The organism is Pseudomonas sp. P1_F7 (assembly GCF_056405655.1).
Map to the genome: position 1 here is coordinate 1 of NZ_JBFUBR010000033.1, position 18,035 is coordinate 18,035.

The 18,035-nt window shown below is 56.0% G+C and carries 16 protein-coding genes and 2 pseudogenes; 4 read left to right on the forward strand and 14 right to left on the reverse strand.

Annotation, left to right across the window (positions count from 1 at the left end; translation table 11 throughout):
- Positions 1-198 (forward strand): annotated as a pseudogene (locus AC1D1M_RS30695) (NADH-dependent oxidase); the annotation flags it as partial.
- Positions 199-243: 45 nt separating this feature from the next.
- Here the strand turns inward: AC1D1M_RS30695 and AC1D1M_RS30700 are convergent.
- From AC1D1M_RS30700 to AC1D1M_RS30715, 4 genes are all read right to left on the reverse strand, one after another.
- Positions 244-1,020: a pyrroline-5-carboxylate reductase family protein gene (locus tag AC1D1M_RS30700; RefSeq protein WP_477778596.1), complete on the reverse strand. Its 777-nt coding sequence runs from the start codon at positions 1,018-1,020 to the stop codon at positions 244-246.
- A complete protein-coding gene (locus AC1D1M_RS30705; RefSeq protein WP_160386905.1) occupies positions 1,010-1,717 on the reverse strand; it encodes a TetR/AcrR family transcriptional regulator in 708 nt (235 codons plus the stop codon). Before AC1D1M_RS30705 ends, AC1D1M_RS30700 begins: the two co-directional genes overlap by 11 nt.
- 206 nt (positions 1,718-1,923) lie before the next feature.
- Positions 1,924-3,045, reverse strand: coding sequence for a mandelate racemase/muconate lactonizing enzyme family protein (locus AC1D1M_RS30710; protein WP_477778597.1), 1,122 nt, complete (start codon positions 3,043-3,045; stop codon positions 1,924-1,926).
- Complete coding sequence (locus AC1D1M_RS30715; protein WP_477778598.1) at positions 3,032-4,150, reverse strand: alcohol dehydrogenase family protein; 1,119 nt, start codon at positions 4,148-4,150, stop codon at positions 3,032-3,034. The genes AC1D1M_RS30710 and AC1D1M_RS30715 overlap by 14 nt, the downstream gene beginning before the upstream one ends.
- 426 nt (positions 4,151-4,576) lie before the next feature.
- Here AC1D1M_RS30715 and AC1D1M_RS30720 point away from each other — a divergent pair, with 426 nt between their 5' ends.
- Positions 4,577-5,380, forward strand: a complete 804-nt coding sequence (locus AC1D1M_RS30720) for an SDR family NAD(P)-dependent oxidoreductase (RefSeq protein ID WP_477778599.1) — start codon at positions 4,577-4,579, stop codon at positions 5,378-5,380.
- A 12-nt stretch (positions 5,381-5,392) separates the two neighbouring features.
- Complete coding sequence (locus AC1D1M_RS30725) at positions 5,393-6,148, forward strand: SDR family NAD(P)-dependent oxidoreductase (RefSeq protein ID WP_477778600.1); 756 nt, start codon at positions 5,393-5,395, stop codon at positions 6,146-6,148.
- Positions 6,149-6,258: 110 nt separating this feature from the next.
- Here AC1D1M_RS30725 and AC1D1M_RS30730 read toward each other — a convergent pair.
- A pseudogene (locus AC1D1M_RS30730) lies at positions 6,259-6,345 on the reverse strand (short-chain dehydrogenase); the annotation flags it as partial.
- Positions 6,346-6,867: 522 nt separating this feature from the next.
- Between AC1D1M_RS30730 and fdhA the strand changes: the two are divergent.
- Positions 6,868-8,067 carry a formaldehyde dehydrogenase, glutathione-independent gene (gene fdhA / locus AC1D1M_RS30735; RefSeq protein ID WP_223453718.1) on the forward strand — a complete coding sequence of 400 codons (1,200 nt, stop codon included), beginning with the start codon at positions 6,868-6,870 and terminating at the stop codon, positions 8,065-8,067.
- Positions 8,068-8,169: 102 nt separating this feature from the next.
- On the opposite strand, the gene AC1D1M_RS30740 is transcribed toward fdhA, so the two are convergent.
- The 9 genes from AC1D1M_RS30740 to AC1D1M_RS30780 all read right to left on the reverse strand — a co-directional run bounded on the left by AC1D1M_RS30740 (position 8,170) and on the right by AC1D1M_RS30780 (position 17,915).
- Complete coding sequence (locus AC1D1M_RS30740; RefSeq protein WP_477778601.1) at positions 8,170-9,087, reverse strand: DMT family transporter; 918 nt, start codon at positions 9,085-9,087, stop codon at positions 8,170-8,172.
- Between the two features lie 36 nt (positions 9,088-9,123).
- Positions 9,124-10,137 (reverse strand): GlxA family transcriptional regulator, encoded by a 1,014-nt coding sequence (locus AC1D1M_RS30745; protein ID WP_477778602.1) that lies wholly within the window; start codon positions 10,135-10,137, stop codon positions 9,124-9,126.
- Positions 10,138-10,239: 102 nt separating this feature from the next.
- Positions 10,240-11,238, reverse strand: coding sequence for a 4-hydroxyproline epimerase (locus tag AC1D1M_RS30750; protein ID WP_477778603.1), 999 nt, complete (start codon positions 11,236-11,238; stop codon positions 10,240-10,242).
- Between the two features lie 12 nt (positions 11,239-11,250).
- Positions 11,251-12,099, reverse strand: a complete 849-nt coding sequence (locus tag AC1D1M_RS30755) for an ABC transporter permease (RefSeq protein WP_160386883.1) — start codon at positions 12,097-12,099, stop codon at positions 11,251-11,253.
- On the reverse strand, positions 12,096-12,944 hold the full coding sequence (locus AC1D1M_RS30760) for an ABC transporter permease (RefSeq protein WP_477778604.1): 849 nt from the start codon (positions 12,942-12,944) through the stop codon (positions 12,096-12,098). The genes AC1D1M_RS30755 and AC1D1M_RS30760 overlap by 4 nt, the downstream gene beginning before the upstream one ends.
- Positions 12,941-14,059: a quaternary amine ABC transporter ATP-binding protein gene (locus tag AC1D1M_RS30765; RefSeq protein ID WP_477778605.1), complete on the reverse strand. Its 1,119-nt coding sequence runs from the start codon at positions 14,057-14,059 to the stop codon at positions 12,941-12,943. The genes AC1D1M_RS30760 and AC1D1M_RS30765 overlap by 4 nt, the downstream gene beginning before the upstream one ends.
- 75 nt (positions 14,060-14,134) lie before the next feature.
- Positions 14,135-14,986: a glycine betaine ABC transporter substrate-binding protein gene (locus AC1D1M_RS30770; RefSeq protein WP_477778606.1), complete on the reverse strand. Its 852-nt coding sequence runs from the start codon at positions 14,984-14,986 to the stop codon at positions 14,135-14,137.
- A 68-nt stretch (positions 14,987-15,054) separates the two neighbouring features.
- Positions 15,055-16,401, reverse strand: coding sequence for an NAD(P)/FAD-dependent oxidoreductase (locus tag AC1D1M_RS30775; protein WP_477778607.1), 1,347 nt, complete (start codon positions 16,399-16,401; stop codon positions 15,055-15,057).
- Entirely contained in the window at positions 16,398-17,915 is a 1,518-nt protein-coding gene (locus tag AC1D1M_RS30780; protein ID WP_477778608.1) for an aldehyde dehydrogenase, read from the reverse strand. The genes AC1D1M_RS30775 and AC1D1M_RS30780 overlap by 4 nt, the downstream gene beginning before the upstream one ends.
- Between the last annotated feature and the right edge of the window lie 120 nt (positions 17,916-18,035).

The following is an 18,035-nucleotide window of genomic DNA, read 5'->3' on the forward strand; positions in this document are numbered from 1 at the left end:
GACTTGTACTTCGACCTGCGTCCTCTCTCCACCAATGGCGGCGCGGTAGAGCAGCATGACCTGATCGCCGGCACGGCACAGAACATCGTCACCAATCCCGAAGGACGCTTCCAGCTGTTCCGGATCGGCGACGCCGTGTCTGCTCGCAATACCCATGCAGCCATCTACGACGCTTTGCGCCTGGTGAAAGAAATCTGAAACAATGAAGGCCCTTCAAAGGGCCTTCATTGCTTATCTCTTCGGCTACATGCCTTTTCGGGCAATCTCAGCGCCTGCCTGCACCGCTCGCCCCACAATCGCCTCAATGTTTTGATCGGCCATCGACTGCAGTGCTGCGGCCGTCACGCCACGGTAAGCCATCAATGACTCAATCATTTGCCGCGGATCGCGGCTGGCAAGCATCTGGCCGCCCCCCACCACCACGCCTTGTGCAGCGCGCTGCGCGATGGCAAGGGGAATTCCCGCAGCCACCGCCTGATTAGTCAGTGCCATTTGCAGCATTGCCGGGAAGGCCGGCCCAGTCCCGGACAACGCGCTGAGGTAATCAATACAGTCTTCATCAGGCACTTCGTCCGCCGAACCTACGCACTCGAACAGTCGCTGTACCCACTGGCGGTCGCGCTCTAGAAGGTTTCCGGCACTGTACCAGGGCGTGAACGAATACCTGATTTCCACGGCCGCATTCGGCATGGCCCGCACCACTATATCCGCACCGGTGGCCGCGCTGATGGCGGCCGCCGGAACTCCGGCCATCAGGGAAATCACCAGTTTGCCGCGGGCGTTGATCTGCAGTTCGCGAAACTGCTCCGGCCGGATGGACAGCACGACAATATCGCTGAGGTCCACCAACTGCTGGTTGTCGGCCAGCATTCGCACGCTTGGCCCGAAGGTACAGACGCCGGAGCGGTTCGAGATCAACAAATGGTCAGGCCCGATGAGCCCGCTATCGAGCACCGCCTCGGCGATTGCGCGCCCGAGCCAGCCGGTGCCTCCGATGATGCCCAGAGTTCTATTCTCCATCGGCAGGGGACTCCTCGAATGTTTCGACCAAGGGAACGAAAACGCCAGGTTCTTTTTCCGCGTAGCCAAACTTTCCATAAAAGCGGTCCAGCTCGCGCCGCTTCGGTACTTTGCCGGTGAACACGCTCACGTACTGAGGAATCCGTCGAAATCGTACGACGATATCTTCATTGGTTTTCATGGAGATGTAGCCGATCTGCGTGAGGTAGATCGTCCTGGCCCGAACATCGGCCCCCTCGCCGTCGTAGCCAAACCGTCGGAACATCGCGGCCAAGGCATTCATCCGTGCCTCATCGGCCAGAGCGATTTCAGCAGTGACCTCGTCCGATTGCAGCGCCCAACTGCGCACGGCAAATTCGAACTGCGAGTCGAACAGTTCAGGGTTCACCCAGCATTCGAATACGTTGAGAATCGCTTCAGAAATACTTTCTGCGTAACTCTCGCATTGGCTGACCATACCGCCGGTGTTCTTGTCCCGCCATCGAGCCAGGAGTGCCGCGAGCAGCTGTTCCCGATCTTCATAGAACCAGTAAAAGCTGGTACGAGACAAATTCAAGCGTTTGGCCAGCGGCATCACCCGCACAGCATCCACACCCGACTCTTTAAGAGCATCGTAAGCGGCGTCTAGCCAGCCATCGACGGAGCCTCGCCAGCCTGCGTCCTGCGCTTTGGTTTTCGCCCTTCCTGTCTGTGACATTCGGGTGCACCTTTAATTTGAAAATTCTTCTCCACTGTACACCCCAAGATCCGTGGCGTACACGGCATGTACATAGGCGTACATTTTCGAGACGCTCGTTCGCCAAATCAATGGACCCGAATCAATTCACTGGTCAAAAAACGTGGATTCCACAAAAAAAACGCGGCGCACGAAGTACTTCATGCGCCGCGCCGCTGGAGGTCAACTCAGCGATAGATCGCTACGGGCTCACCGACGACGTCCCGATTGATCGTGATGCCCAATCCTGGGGTCTGCGGGGCACGTACACGGCCACCCACCACGGGAATGTCGACGTGTGCCGTGATCGGTGGATACATATCACGCGTATCAAGCACACAACGCAGATTTCGGTGTGGGATAGATTGCCCGAGGTGAGTCAGTGCGGCGAACGCTACCTGTGAGCCAGCGGTCTCCTGGACGCTCATCGTCAAACCGGAGGTCATGCACATGTCGCGCAGACGCCGGGCTCTGGTCAGGCCGCCATGCTTGGAAACTTTCAGACCAATACCGTCCGCAGCCTTCTCGCTGATCAGTTGCATCACCGAAGCTTCATCCGTCGCCAGCTCGTCCATGATCAGCGGCACATTGGTTCGCTGGCGCAGGGACATGTGCTCAGCCCAAGTGGCGCATGGCGCTTCAAGCACGAAGTCCAGCCCGGATGGCAGCAGCTTCAGCATGCGCAATGCATGTTCTACCGTCAGGCCACCGTTGCAATCAACAATGAAGTATTCCTCGGGGCGGGCATCTGCAAGTGATGCCTCAATGCGCGCGGCATCCAGCGCGGCCCCACCCTCCTCCGGTGTCGCGCCGACCTTCACCGAATGCCCCAGGTACCCTTGCTTTCGAGTCTGAGCAACTCGACGACGCATGTCTTCAGGATCGCCGGCATAGGTTGAGTCAATAATCGGCATGGACAGTCCTGTACTGCCCCCCAGCAGTTCACAAACCGGCATCCCGACCGCTTTGCCCAGGATGTCCCAGCAGGCCACATCAATCGCAGCTTTCGCATGAAGGTGGCCCATCAAGGTGCTGTCCATGAGATCGTTGATACGGTCAACCTGACGGGGATCCCGGCCAATGAGCAGGTCCGCCATTTCGGCGATACCCGCTCTCACACCCAGGGCGTGCGCTGCAATATAGTTCGGGCCAAAAGGCGTCGACTCGCCCCAGCCTTCAAGACCAGTGTCTGTGCGAATACACACTATCGTGGAGTCAAAACTTGTGTAAGTACGGCCGCCTGACAACTTATAAACGCCGCCAGCATAGGGCAGATCTACTTGATAAACTTCAATTTCAATGATCTTCACAAACACTTTCCTTTGGTGGCACCAATACCAGTTTTCCCGCAAAACGTTTTTCTATGAAGTCATTCTGTGCTTTGGCAATGTCGGACAGTGGATAACTGTTGCTGACAAAGGGACGGATACGACCGTGTTCAATATGACTGACCAACTCATCGAAAACTGCATCCTCCTGAAAAGTGCAGCCATGAAATGTGAGATCTTTCAAGTAAAGCGTTCTTAGATCAAGCTCGACGATTGGGCCGGCGATAGCACCCGAAACAGCGTAACGACCACCCCGCTTGAGCACTTGCAAGAGTGCGGGCCAGTCGTTCCCACCCACCAGATCCAGCACCACGCTGACGCTGTTTTCACCAAGCGCCTCAACCAGGTTTGCGTCTCTATGAATGATGCGATCGGCGCCCAGAGACAGAATTTGATCCGCCTTGCTTGCGCTGGTAATTGCAATTACCTCGGCGCCGCGGCATTTTGCCAGCTGGACCGCAGCCGATCCCACACCGCCGCTTGCACCAGTGATCAGTACTTTGTCAGCACCATTGACGGCTGCACGCTGGAGTAAAAGTTCGGCGGTTGAATAGGCACATGGAATAGAAGCTAACTCGATGTCGCTCCAATCACTGTTCAGCGGCCAAGTGTCCGCTGCCGGTGCAACTGTAAATTGAGCAAAAGCACCATTGCAGTCTGAGCCGTAAGTCCAGCACTCGAACGGCCGATTCTCAACAGGCGCTCGCAGCATGTTGCGTACCAATACCCGCTGTCCGATTCGGGCATCGTCCACCCCTTTGCCAACCGCAACAATTCGCCCGCAGCAATCGGCCCCTTGGATCAGCGGAAATTTAAGCGGCACACCAGACCAGGATGCGTCCTCAGTGTCGATCTGAGCGAATCCGGAAGCGCCACCCGAATTTGTATCGCCGGTTATTTGTTTGGAGTACCAACCAATACGCGTGTTGATGTCGGTGTTATTGACGCCGGCAGCGCCAACTTTTATCAAGACTTCGCCGACACCAGGGCGAGGTACTGGCACATCGGTTCGATACTCCAGTTGCTCCGTACCCCCATGCCCTTTCAGAAGCACAGCGTGCATGGTCTTGGGTAATGTAAACGTCATTCGGCTCACCTAGTCGTTTGAGGGGGAATGCAACCTGTTTTCAGTTTTTTATTAGTCGGCGGATTTGCCAAGAGGACGTTTGCTTTGCGCGCAAACAAATAGACTTGTCTGGCGGTTAATTATTCTTATTCATTAGGCGCTCAAACCCTTGCATTCAAAGACCTGGAGGTTGCCAGCAAAAAGCAGTGAAGCTTGTAAACTGCGAGCTTGTAGCGATCTACTTATAGAAAACCTTAGCAGCTGATATCCCCCACCCATAATGACATTTTAGATAGATAAATGATGACTTCACGTTATGAGCGGCTGACGGTTTTCAACCGTTCTGGCGCGATTGCAAATGCTCGAGTCAGAAATTTTGGATAACGTCAGGTTATCTTTGGCCCCGTAAAAAAGTTATTGGACGCTGCGATCCATTGAAATTAAATAATGGCTGCGCCAAAAAACTACCAGGTAGGTTGCCATATGAAATTTAATAATAAAGTGGTGGTCATTACCGGCGCTGCCGGCGGTGTCGGACAGGCGTTAGCATTATTGTTCGCCCGAGAAGGCGCAAAGCTTGTTTTATCTGATCTTGACGAAGCCGGTTGCAAATCAATCTCAGCCAAAGTTCGTGACTTGGGCGCCGAAGTGCACTACGTGGCAGGCGATTTACGCCGAAAAGAATATTGCGAAGCGATTGTCCAAACTGCCATCGATATTTTTTCGGGGATCGATATCGTGTTGAACAATGCGGGCATCATTCCCCGCGGCACGATTGAGGAAACCACTGACGACATGTGGTTTGACGCCATGGGCGTAAACCTGAATGCAGTGTTCTTCATCTGCCGTGCCGCGATACCGCACATGAAAAATCGCCCGGGCTCCGCAATCGTCAACACATCATCTGTCTGGGGAATTTATCCAGGCCCCGCCCACGTGGCGTATTGCACAAGCAAAGGGGCCGTCGCGGCTTTAACCAAAAATCTGGGCCGCGATTGCGCCCCTTTGGGCATCCGTGTCAACGCCGTGTGCCCGCACGAAATCAATACCCCGATGATACGCAGCGGCTTTGAACGTCGCGGCCTGGATCCGGACAAAGCCGTGCAAGAGCTAAACAAGAGCGTGCCATTAGGCCGTATCGCCGAGCCTGAAGACATTGCGGATGTCATCGCATTTCTGGCGTCCGACGAGGCCAGGTACATCGCCGGCGAAACGGTAGAAGTCACAGGCGCCAAGCCGGTGTCCGGCTAAGGAGAGGTAGCGATGCTCAATGGTAAAAATGTAGTGGTGACCGGGGGCGGCAGAGGGATTGGCCGAGGCATTACCGAACAATTACTTGAGGCGGGAGCTTGCGTTTTGATCGCTCAGCGCCAGGCACTGGACGACGACTTGCGAGATCACCCTCAGGTCTATTTCGTCGAGGCTGATCTCGCCTCGATGGAGTCACCCGGTTTGATTGCACAGTTCGCCCAGGAGCAGCTTGGCGGAATCGATGTATTGGTTAACAACGCCGGGTTCATGTTCGAGAAATCCATTGATGATATGACCGAACAGGACTGGGATCGCATGATGGCAGTCAATCTGCGGGCGCCGGCGTTCTTGTGCAAGGCGTTGGTGCCCCAGATGCGTCTGCGAGGCGGTGGCAGCATCATCAACATTGGGTCGATCGAAGGGATAGGCGCCAACCCTGAACATGCCGCGTACTGTGCCTCCAAGGCCGGTATCCATGGGCTGACCCGAGCCTTGGCAGTCGATCTCGGCCGGGACGGCATCCGCTGCAATGCCATTGCTCCAGGGTGGATCAATTCCGAGTTGAGTGATGCGTACCTCGCCACTCAAGCTGATCCGCGTGCGGCGCGCCAGGCACTCCTGCGCCTTCACCCGGTCGGACGTACCGGATTGCCGGCGGATGTTGGCGGGACAGTCGTTTTCCTGGCCTCGGAGTCATCGGCCTTCATCACCGGGCAGGTGCTGGTGGTGGATGGGGGGCGCACGGCGAAACTGCCACTGCCGTTTTGATCGAATCAGCCCGACTTGCAACGGAGGGAGTCACTTACCCTCCTCCGTTGCAGGTTGCGCGGAGCCAGACTCTGGTTCGCTGCAAAATTTTGCGGCGGGCAACGCATTGATTACTTGGGTGCTTTGTTCTCTATCAGGCAATTGCCACCATCGATCACCAGTAACTCACCGGTAATGTAACTGGACTCAGGTGAGGCCTGTTGTGCATCCCCCACGTAACTCCTCCACCCGATCATGGATGCGAGCGCTGTTGCCTGTGACAATCAACCTCATGCCCAGGCTGCCCAGTGCTCGTTGTGAGCCTCGATAAATTGGCGGATAGCCGCTTTCTGGTCGGCGACGCTGGTGAAGGCGCCCCGGTACAATCACGCTTCAGCGCGATCACAGCCCTGAGCACTGTCGCAAAGTCTCGTCGTTCATCCAAATTGCCTGGTACGTAGAGATGACTTGCTGGGCCAATGGCTTCTACCCACTCCAGCAAGGCTGGCGGTTGAGAGTCCTGAAACTGGTGGTGATTGGGTGCTAAATGCCCTCGCAGAGTGCTGATACCAGGCGTAGGATCGATACGATGACTGCTAATCACGCGTGGTTGGAAGGTGACTTCCAACCAATCTGCATTCACGCGCAAACGCAAGACATATACCGCCGCACTGTAAGGCCGCGCGCCCCTTCGCAGTACAAGGGCCGTGTTCTCACAACAACAAAAGCGAGGTGAAAGCATGTCTGGTAATCGTGGTGTCGTGTATCTCGGCGCAGGCAAGGTCGAGGTGCAGACCATCCCCTATCCGAAAATGGAAGACCCGCGCGGCAAGCGCATCGACCATGGCGTGATCCTGCGCGTGGTTTCGACCAATATCTGCGGCTCCGACCAGCATATGGTGCGTGGCCGGACCACGGCCCAGGTCGGGCTGGTGCTTGGCCATGAGATCACCGGCGAGGTGATCGAGAGGGGCCGTGACGTGGAAAACGTGCAGATCGGTGACCTGGTCTCGGTGCCGTTCAACGTCGCCTGCGGCCGTTGTCGCAGTTGCAAGGAACAGCACACCGGCGTCTGCCTGACGGTCAACCCGGCGCGCCCCGGCGGTGCCTATGGCTATGTGGACATGGGCGACTGGGTTGGCGGCCAGGCCGAATACGTGCTGGTGCCGTATGCCGACTTCAACCTGTTGAAGCTGCCCGACCGCGACAAGGCGATGGAGAAAATCCGCGATCTGACCTGCCTCTCCGATATCCTTCCGACCGGCTACCACGGCGCGGTGACCGCCGGTGTCGGCCCTGGCAGCACGGTGTATATCGCCGGTGCCGGTCCAGTCGGACTGGCTGCTGCCGCCTCCGCCCGTCTGCTTGGTGCGGCGGTGGTGATAGTCGGCGACGTGAATCCGCTGCGTCTGGCGCATGCCAAGGCCCAGGGCTTCGAGATCGCCGACCTGACCCAGGACACTCCGTTGCACGAGCAAATCGCCGACCTGCTCGGTGAGCCGGAAGTCGATTGTGCGGTCGATGCGGTCGGCTTCGAAGCCCGTGGCCACGGCCATGACGGCGCGCAGCACGAGGCCCCGGCCGACGTGCTCAACGCGCTGATGGGTGTGGTGCGGGTCGCCGGCAATATCGGGATCCCGGGTCTGTATGTCACCGAAGACCCGGGCGCGGTCAACAAAGCCGCCAAGCATGGCAGCCTGAACATCCGTTTCGGCCTCGGCTGGGCCAAGTCCCACAGCTTCCACACCGGCCAGACCCCGACGATGAAGTACAACCGTCAGCTGATGCAGGCGATCATGTGGGACCGGATCAACATTGCCGAGGTCGTCGGCGTGCAGGTGATCAGCCTGGACGACGCGCCGCGCGGTTACCACGAGTTCGATGCCGGGGTGCCGAAGAAATTCGTCATGGATCCGCACAAGCTGTTTAGCGCCGCCTAAGAAGTAGGTTGGGAAAAGGGCAGCTTTGAGCTGCCCTTTTTTATGGCCGTGCTCATCCAGGAAACCAACCACACATTGATTACTTCATACACTCAGGTATGTTCACGCCTTCGCTTTAATCGCATACAGCCCCCCGATAATCACCAACGCTGCGCCGACAACCACCCAGGTATCCGGGCGCTCGGCAAAAACGATCACACCAATCAAAGTGGCGAACACCAGAAGCGCATAGTTGAAAGGCTGCAGGGTAGAAGCGGTTGCGTATTTCAGTGCTTGAATGAACAGAATCTGAGCGACTACGCCCGTCAATGACAGGATCCCCATCAAGAGGCCCTGGACCGGAGTCGGAGAAACCCATGCCGGTAGCCCCGCAAATGTGACCGTCAGGGCACCCACACTTGCCATAAAGAGCATGTTCGTAGCAAAGGAGTCGTGTTGGCTAATCCGGCGCGTCAATACGTTGAACACCGCGAACGCCAAAGCAGCCAGTAGGGGAATCAGCGCCGCGAGTTCGAAAACGCCCGCGCCTGGTCGAAGGATGATCAGTGTCCCGGTGAACCCTATGGAGGCGGCAATCCAGCGCCGCAGACCTATGAACTCCCCAAGCACGGCCCCCGCCAATGCCAGTGCCATCAGCGGAAATACGGCATAGAGAGCATGCATTTCGGCCAGGCCCAAATATCGTAGCCCCACTGCAAACAGTATGGTTTCACCCACGGCTAACAGCGCTCGAATGATTTGGAGCCAAGGGTGCTTACTGCGAAATGACTCTTTGCCCCTACCTTGGTAGGCGGCATATCCGAGGGCAAAAACGACAAACACCCAATAGCGCATCATGACCAGTTGGGCAACCGGGAAGTCTTTGACAAGCACCTTGGTTAGTCCGTCCTGGCTCGCAAAGATAAGCATTGAAAGCAGGCATAAGAAGATCCCGAGTTGGGGCCTTGCGACCCCAGGACTAGCAGCAACGGTGGGCGCAGCATTTTTTGTTGGGTCGCACTTCAAACGCAACTCGGTCATGCCCTCTTCCTTAAAATTTCTGCGACAGCGCGTTTTCTACTTCACCAGCCGTGTTTCTCTCGAAGGCCGGTAACCAAAATACGAGCTGTAGCATTTGCTGAAATGGCTCGGTGAAACAAAGCCGCATGCGACCAGCACATCAACCTGAGACAGCTCTGTGTGCTGAAGTAATCGCCGCGCTTCGGTAATGCGCAATTCCAGGTAATACCGTTGCGGCGTGGTACCCAGTTGCTCTTTGAACAAGCGCTCTATTTGTCGACGGGAACGTCCGGCATATACCGCCAGTTGGTCCATTTGCAACGGTTCTTCCAGGTTGGCGTCCATCAGTTTGACCACCTCTTTGAGGGGGGCGCTCAACGAGATGTTCTGTGTCGGTTTGATACGCCGATACCGCGACTCTTCGAAAGACAGAATGTCTTCGATGCCCTCGACAAGCGCCTTGCCATGCAGCCCTTTGATCCACTCGAGAGCCATATGAAAAGCACCCGCCGGACTCGAAGCCGTGAGCCGGTCTCGATCCATGACAAAAGCTTCACTGGTGACATGCGTGACTTTTGAAATTTCTGCGAGCGCAGGGCGGTGTTCGGGATGAATCGCACAACGATACCCCTCAAGCAAACCTGACACGCCCAAAAACCACGCCCCATTCCACAGCCCGGCCAGGGTGATACCAAGTTCTGATGCCGTTTTAAGGATGCTGATCAGCTCGTGATTGACTTTGAGTTCGGTGCGATAGCCGCCGCATATGACCAGCAAATTAAGGTCTTTGAGTGCTGCCACGTCCAAACGCGCATCCGGTCGAATGATCAGGCCAAGGTCGCTGGTAACCTCTCCGTCCTGCAACCCGAAGGTACGTGAAGAGAACAATGTAGGACGCAAAAGGTTGGCAGTGACAATCGTATCGAGCGCTTGCGTAAATGCAGGCAACGAGAAGTGCTCGAGCAGTAAAAATCCTGCCCGAGCATGAGCCGTCGGCTCACTACGAGTCTCTTCCAGATAGCGCAGGTTTTTACCTTTCATACACCCGCTGAAATCTCGTCGTTCGATCACTTTACGCCTCGCTTCTTTACACTAACGAACGCAGCCTTTGTGCAAACCACGGTTGAATCTGCACTTGCGAAGAATCAACCGCTGGCGCCGTGACCGTACTGTTTATGCGAGCTGGAACCCGTGGGCAAGAGGGTCTTTGTCATCGACGAAAATAGTGTTGTGACCTATCACCTCAGCCCAGCCGCTGACACTTGGATTCATGCCGTCGAAGGTTCCGACCTTTACCGACGCCTCCACTTTTCCTTCGTAGATTGTACCGATAAGACTTTCGAGTCGATAAACGTCGCCGACGTTCAGCCGACCTTTTCCGAAGAGCTGAGCCATCCGGGCCGAGGTACCGGTACCGCCGGGAGAACGATCAATAGCTTTATCACCGTAGAACACTGCACAGCGGCCATGCACGGTTCTGCTCTGTGGTTTGTCACACCAGATGACGTGATGAACACCACTGATTCTGCTGTTCTCTGGATGCACAGGGTCACAAATGGCCGAGAGCGCTGCGCGCAGCTTCTGGCTCATCCCCACGATGTCAGCCGTCGTCTGCCCTTCGAATCCAGTCCAGCACTCCTGTGGTTCGACCACCGCATAGAAATTCCCGCCGTAGGCGATGTCCACCGTAAACGTACCAATACCAGGTACTTCCACCGCCACATCGGCGCTGTGCAGGTAGCTGGCTACGTTGAACAAGCGAATCGACTCAACAAACTCRCCGCCCATGGTGTATTCGACATCGACCCGTCCCGCCGGTGTTTCAATSGCCAGTTTTCCCGGCTCRCGAGGTGTCACCAAGCCCTCTTCAATGACCACGGTCGATAATCCGATGGTACCCGCTCCACACATCGGCAGGCAGCCGCTGACTTCGATAAACAGCGCACCGAAGTCGCAGTCATCACGTACCGATGGATAAATAATGACGCCAGACATGATGTCGTGTCCCCGAGGCTCGAACATCAATGCGGTGCGTACCCAGTCGTGGTCACGCACGAAAATATCGCGACGCTCCGCCATCGATACGGAGGGCATCAGCGGTGCTCCGCCCGCTACAACCCGAACCGGGTTGCCGCACGCGTGCGAATCAATGCAAAAAAAGCTGCGTCTCATACTGATGCCCTTTCAAAGGAGTTTGCTGGGGGAGTGACGCTGCAACGCGCCCCGTGACAATCGATCCAACAGCAGCGCAATAGCGACAATGGCCAGGCCCGCTCGAAGGCCTAATCCCATCTCCATCCTGGAGAGGCCACGGGTCACTTCAGCCCCCAGACCGCCCGCCCCCACCAAACCTGCAAGCACCACCATCGCCAGCGACATAAGGATGCATTGGTTCAGGCCTACCAACAGTGTGGGTGCAGCAGTCGGCAGTTCAATTTTGAACAGAATGTCTTTAGGTGAAGCACCGGACGCCTGGCCCAACTCAAGGAGATCCTTGGGCAACTGCTTGAAGGCCAGAGTCGTCAATCTGAGCATCGGCGGGATGCCGTAAACAATCGTTGCGATGATCGCGGGCACCCGTCCCAGACTGAACAGCATCACTGCGGGGATCAGGTATACCCAGGGTGGCACGGTTTGCATGATGTTCAGAATCGGCAGCAACGCTTCATCTACACGCTTCACCCGGGCGGCCAGAACCCCCAGCGGGAAAGCAATGGCAACAGAGATCAGGACCGACACGCTGACGAGCGCAATCGTCTGGATGGACGCGACCCAAAGGCCAGCGAACAAACAGAAAGCCAACATCACCGCAGCGAAAACAGCGACTCGTTTATTGGCAAAAAAGAAGGCCGCAACGACGACAATACCGATGAATAAGTACGGATGGGGAGCAAGCAGCGCCCCCTCCACTGCACCGAGTACCGCCTCAATGACCTGACTTATCCCTTTGAACAATCCATGTAAATTAGTGTTCAGCCAATCAACGGCGGGAGCCAGGTAATCGCCTGGAGAAAATTGAATGTGCGTTGTCATTGGGAAGCCCTCACCCGCGCCTGTGCAGCACTCTGCGCCAGACGATCCAGGATCATGGTCAGGATAACGATAGCGATGGCCGCGTTGATCGACTTGGCGATATCCAACGTACGGATGGAACCGTAAATCGCCTCGCCCAAACCGCCCGAACCCACAATGCCGGCGATGACGACCATACCGAACGCCATCATCAAGCTTTGGTTGACACCGGCCATGATGCTGGGCATGGCGAACGGTAAGCGGATCTTGAAAAACATCTGCATTCCAGTCACGCCGCTGGCATCTCCCAACTCGATGAACTCCTTGGGTGTCATGCGAATACCCAGCGAGGTCAGTCGTAGCGCAGGGGGAAGCGCGACGATAAAAGTCGCCAACAGCGCCGTGGCAGGGCCGTAGCCGAGCAGTGCAATGGCCGGTAGCAGGTAGATGTAGGGCGGCATCGTTTGGATCAAATCCAGACAAGGATCAACCACGCGATCAAAGGCCGGCGCCAGACCGGCAATGACCCCCAGCGGAATGGCGACAACCAGTGCCAGGACAGTCGCTGTGAGCACCAGTGCAAGCGTGCTGACTGTCTCTGGCCACAAGCCGATGACGTCGCAAAACAACAAGGCCAAACCTGCAAGAATTGCAAAGCGAACGCCAGCCAGACGCCAGCCAATCAACGCCATGACAATCGCTACAACGTAGTGCGGTGGATAGGCGACACACCACAGCACGCCTTCGTAAATGCCCTTCAGCACCGCATTGACGGCATCGAACACGAACTCGCCATTGTCCGAAAGCCATTGCAGTCCTGTATCAATGGAGGTATCAAACTGACTGGAAAAATCCGGCGTGCTCATGCGGACGCCTCCATCGCACCGGCGGTTGGTACTGGCACCAACTCGTTGGGAATACCTTGAACGCCACGCAGCAGATCACGAGGCGTAATGATCCCGACCACTGTTCCGTTATCGACGACGGCAAGCCCGTCGCGCCTGGACTTCATCGTCAAGCTGATGAGTTCATCAATATCGGCGTCAAGCGAGGTTTGAGTGAGCCTGGAAATATCGCAAGTCGGCTGTGCGGCCTTGTAGGCCTGGACAGACGTCATGACCGAGTGAGCCTTGACCAGATGCAATCGGGAAATGCCGGCGACGAATTCCGCCACGTAGTCGTCAGCCGGGTTGAGCACGATTTCCTCGGCGGTGCCAACCTGAATGATGGCGCCATCCTTCATGATCGCAATGCGGTCACCGATGCGGATGGCCTCGTCCAGGTCGTGTGTAATAAACACCGCGGACTTGCCCAGCTCCTTGGTCAGCTGGCGGAACTCATCCTGCAACTGTCGGCGAATCAGCGGATCAAGCGCGCTGAACGGCTCATCCATCAAAATTATTTCTGGGTCAGCTGTGAGTGCACGCGCCAGTCCGACCCGTTGTTGCATGCCGCCTGACAGTTCGCTTGGATAGCGTGAAGTCCACTCGCTCAATCCAACCTTTGCCAGCGCCTGCTCGGCCACTTTGTAACGTTCAGCCTTGCCCACACCCTGCACCTCCAGGCCAAACGCGGTGTTCTCAAGAACCGTACGGTTAGGYAGCAAGGCAACGCTTTGAAAGACCATACCGATGTGACGCGCCCTCACCTCYCGCAGTTGTGCCGGCGACAAGGATGAAACGTCCTTGCCTTTGACCAGCACCTTCCCCGAGCTCGGGGTGATCAGCTTGTTCAGCAACCTTATAAGGGTGGATTTGCCACTGCCGGACAAACCCATGATGCAAAAGATTTCCCCCCGGCGAACCTGGAGACTGACATCGGAAACCCCGACYACGCAGCCRTAGTTTTGCAGGATCTGGGTCTTTGAAAGACCCTGCTGGACRACCGCRTCCATGGCTGCCGGTGCAYTTTTACCGAAGATTTTCCAAACCGACTGGCAATCTACCAGCACTTCGTCAGTATTAATTGTGGCCATTGTCATTTCGCAATCCATCGAACCAGTTGTTTGCTGGTTTCTTTAATTAATCAAAGGGCGGCAGTGGCAAACAAACAAAACTTAATAGTTCTTGATATTTCCCCAACGATTTACAAGATCKGTATGACTATCAATCCAACCCTTGATAGCCTCGTCCATGGTCTTGCCATCCTTGACTTCAGCATTCATCGCGGTGATGTCCGTGATAGGCACATAAACACTGGCCATCAGTTCACGCGCACGCGGATTGGCTTCAGCGAAGCCTTTGTGTCCGATCCAGTAATAACCCTGCAATGGCGGGAAGACCCCTTTTGGATCTTTCAGGAATTTGAGATCAAATTTCTTGGTCATCCACGAAGGATCCCAAACAGTGACCGCCACCCATTCCTTGCGGTCGACTGCCGACTTTAAAGCCGCGGTCATGGCGGAAGTACTGCCTTCGACCAGCTTGAGCTTGATGTCGTACGCTTTGACCACGTTATTCGCGTCACTCATCAAACCCGAACCTGGCTCAATACCAATGATTCTGTTCCCCAGTTTGTCCGCGTTTGCATTCAGCTGTTCGATGGAGTCGATGTCTACGTAACTGGGTACTGCCATGCCCTGATAAAGACCAAAGGAGACCGGTGATAGCTTCTCGATTTTGTTCTTGTTCTTTTTCCAATAATCGGCGGCGGCGTAATCAATCTGGGATGCCAATACCTGAATATCCCCCTTGCTGAGTGCAGCGTAGGCGATACCCCACTCGGAAAATTCCACGACTTTTACGGTGTATCCTGCGTTCTCAAGTACTTTCTTGGTGATGCCAGTAATAGGCACCAAGTCCTCCCAAGACATGGTACCCATTACTATGTTTTTTTCTTCAGCGTGTGCCTGCAAACTCATCATGCCCACAAGCGCGAGCGCGCAGAATGCCTTCCAAATATTCTTCATGGATTGTTCCGTTCTTATTAGTGACTTATTAAACGGCCTTTATAGGAAAAGCCGACAGCTTGAACTTACTAACCTTCTCGCCCGGCCCAAAATTCATGCCAACGAATGACCGAACTGACGCCCAGCTTCGTTATTATTTGGGGGGGTAGCCTGCTGGGTCCTGGCGCGTGACTGAAACTATCCAGAAAATCAGAACGTATACCCGAAGCCAATTCCGCCGCCATTACACCTGCCAGAGTGCTCTTGACCGTTCCCAACCCATTTTCGCAGCAAGCCGAATACAGGTTTTCTTCGATCTCGCCAAATGCAGCGGCACTGTTACGACTCAAACACAGACGGCCGGCCCAGCTGAACTCCAACGCAGTGGATTTCAATTCCGGAAAGCGGGCGTCCAAGGAGTGTCGCTGCTCCTTGGCCACCGCCGCTACACGCTCTGGCGTGACCTGGATACTCGGGTCATAGGTGAACTTTGTCCGGATGACGATACGCGAGAGACCGTCTGTAGAGATTTTACGAACAGTCGCTCCCATTGGATCAGCTGGCAACAATGCCCACTTGGCTCTACCCGGCACGTCTTTCTTGAATGCATCATCACTGTACGCTGCCGTCATGGAGGCGTACGTAAAGACGTGCAGCAGGCGTCCCTGATAATGACCAAAGTCTTCAATGTGGCCGTTAACCCCAAGAATGACCTTGGGTGCGTGCACCGTCCCGTTATGAGATCGAGCGGTCCAGCCGCTACCCTGCTTCGACAACTCAATAACTGGAGAGCGCTCAAAGAGAGTGATTTTCCCTTCGAGCCCTGCTGCCAGGTCTCGGATGTATTGGGCGGGTTGAATCAACACAGCGCCGGGGGTATAGATCCCTCCTTGGTAATAGGTAGACCCGGTGATTTCACGCATTTGCGCGGCATCAAACATCTCGAACTTTTCGCCAATGCGCTCAAGGGATTTGGCGTAATTGACGTTCAGCTTCAATCCACGCTCAGTGGCGGCAGCGTTGATCTTCCCTGAAGGGTCAAAGGTGTCTGCGGACATGCCGTACTCGCGTGCGGCTTGCGCAGCAAAATCAATCGCAAAACGATTTTGCGTGATCTCCAGCGCCGTTGCAGACTCACTCGCCACGGAGTATTCCCCCGATGACAGACTGTGCGGCACATCGATCATGAAGCCAGAGTTTCTGCCTGCTGGCCCCTTGGCGACTTCATGAGCATCGACCACAACAATGCTGTCACCCGGGTGTAACTGTGAAAGTCTGCGAGCGGCGGACAGGCCGGCAAAACCGGCACCGATAATCAGCCAATCCGCCGTCACGTTTCCATCAAGCCTGCGGACAGGCGCAGTGCGTGCGGAAATCGCCTCCCAACCTGAAACCCCGGTGTCTACCGGCAGGCGCTTGATGGTATGGGTGCTCATTTTTCGGTCTCTTCATCCGACCGATCAGACACATCGATCCAGATTGTTTTGATTTCGGTGTACTGGTCATGGGCAAAAATGGATTTGTCCCGACCACCGAAGCCCGACTCTTTGTAGCCGCCGAATGGCGTCGAGGCATCGCCTTCACCAAAGCAGTTCACGGTGACGATGCCGGCGCGAATTTCCCGCGACAACTTGATCGCTCGGCGAAGGCTGCCGGTGTAAACCGAGGCCGCCAGGCCGTACACCGTGTCATTGGCCAGAGCAATGGCTTCGGCGATCGAACTGAATGTGGTGACCGAAAGGATCGGGCCGAATATCTCTTCCTGGAACAGACGGTTGTCTCGACCGACACCGTCAATCACGGTTGGCTCTACGAAGGCACCGTCTTTGGTCGCGCCACCGTAAACAACTTCAAGCTTCCCGGCGGTGGCGTGCTCAAGGTACGACTTCACTTTTGCGAAATGCTCTGGGCTGACCAGCGACCCTACGCGGTTTTGCGGATCTAGTGGGTCGCCCATCTTCCATTCGCGGATGTAGGCGCCCATGCGCTCCAGCAGCTCGTCTTTAACAGACGCGTGGACGATCAGGCGCGAGGTCGCGGAGCAGTTTTCGCCCATGTTCCAGAACGCGCCGTTGACGACATGTTCGGCCACACGATTCAAGTCTTCGGCATCATCCATCACTACCGCCGGATTTTTCCCGCCGCATTCGAGCACGATGCGTTTCAGGTTCGAATCGGCTGCGTAATGCAGGAAACGGCGGCCGGTCGCGGTGGAGCCGGTGAAGCTCACCATGTCGACATCGTTATGCAAGCCAATGGGCTCGCCAACCTCTTTGCCCGTGCCGGTCACAATGTTGAGGACACCGGCGGGTATACCGGCTTCAAACGCCAGCTGAGCGACGCGCAACGTGGTCAGCGACGTTTGTTCGGCAGGTTTGACGATGACCGAACAGCCCGCAGCGAGCGCCGGGCCGATTTTCCAGGCAAGCATCAACAGTGGGAAGTTCCAGGGCAGTACGCAGCCCACCACGCCGATCGGCTCCCGGACCACCATGGTCAGCGCGTCGCTGCCCACCGGGGCGGTGTTGTCATAAATCTTGTCGATCAGTTCCGCGTGCCAACGCAGGGTGTGGATGGTGTCCGGCACATCGACCAGCTGACACTCACTCACAGGCTTGCCGCTATCGAGGCTCTCGAGGACGGCCAGTTCGTGTTGATGGCTTTCAAGCAGGCTCGCAAACTTCAGCAGAACAGCTTTGCGCTCCCTGGGAGAAATCGATCTCCAGCGTCCATCCTCGAAGGCCTCTTTGGCGTTACTCACCGCAAAGTCGACATCCTCGGACGAACAGGCAGCGACGTCTGTCAAAAACTCACCCGTTGCCGGGTTGTTCGTGGCGAAGGTTTTGCCGGAGATCGCGGGCTTGAACGCGCCATTGATGAACGCCTTGGATGGCAGCGAAATGTCTTTGGCCAGTGCGGCGTACTCGGCCTTGCTCAGAAGATCACCCATGGCTGGCTCCCGAAGAAATGTTGGCTACGTTACGTTTGAGTTCAGTAATGACCGACGCGAAACTCTGCTTTTCGTCCGCTTCAAGTGGCTGCAATGGCAGGCGCACGTTACCGACTTTCA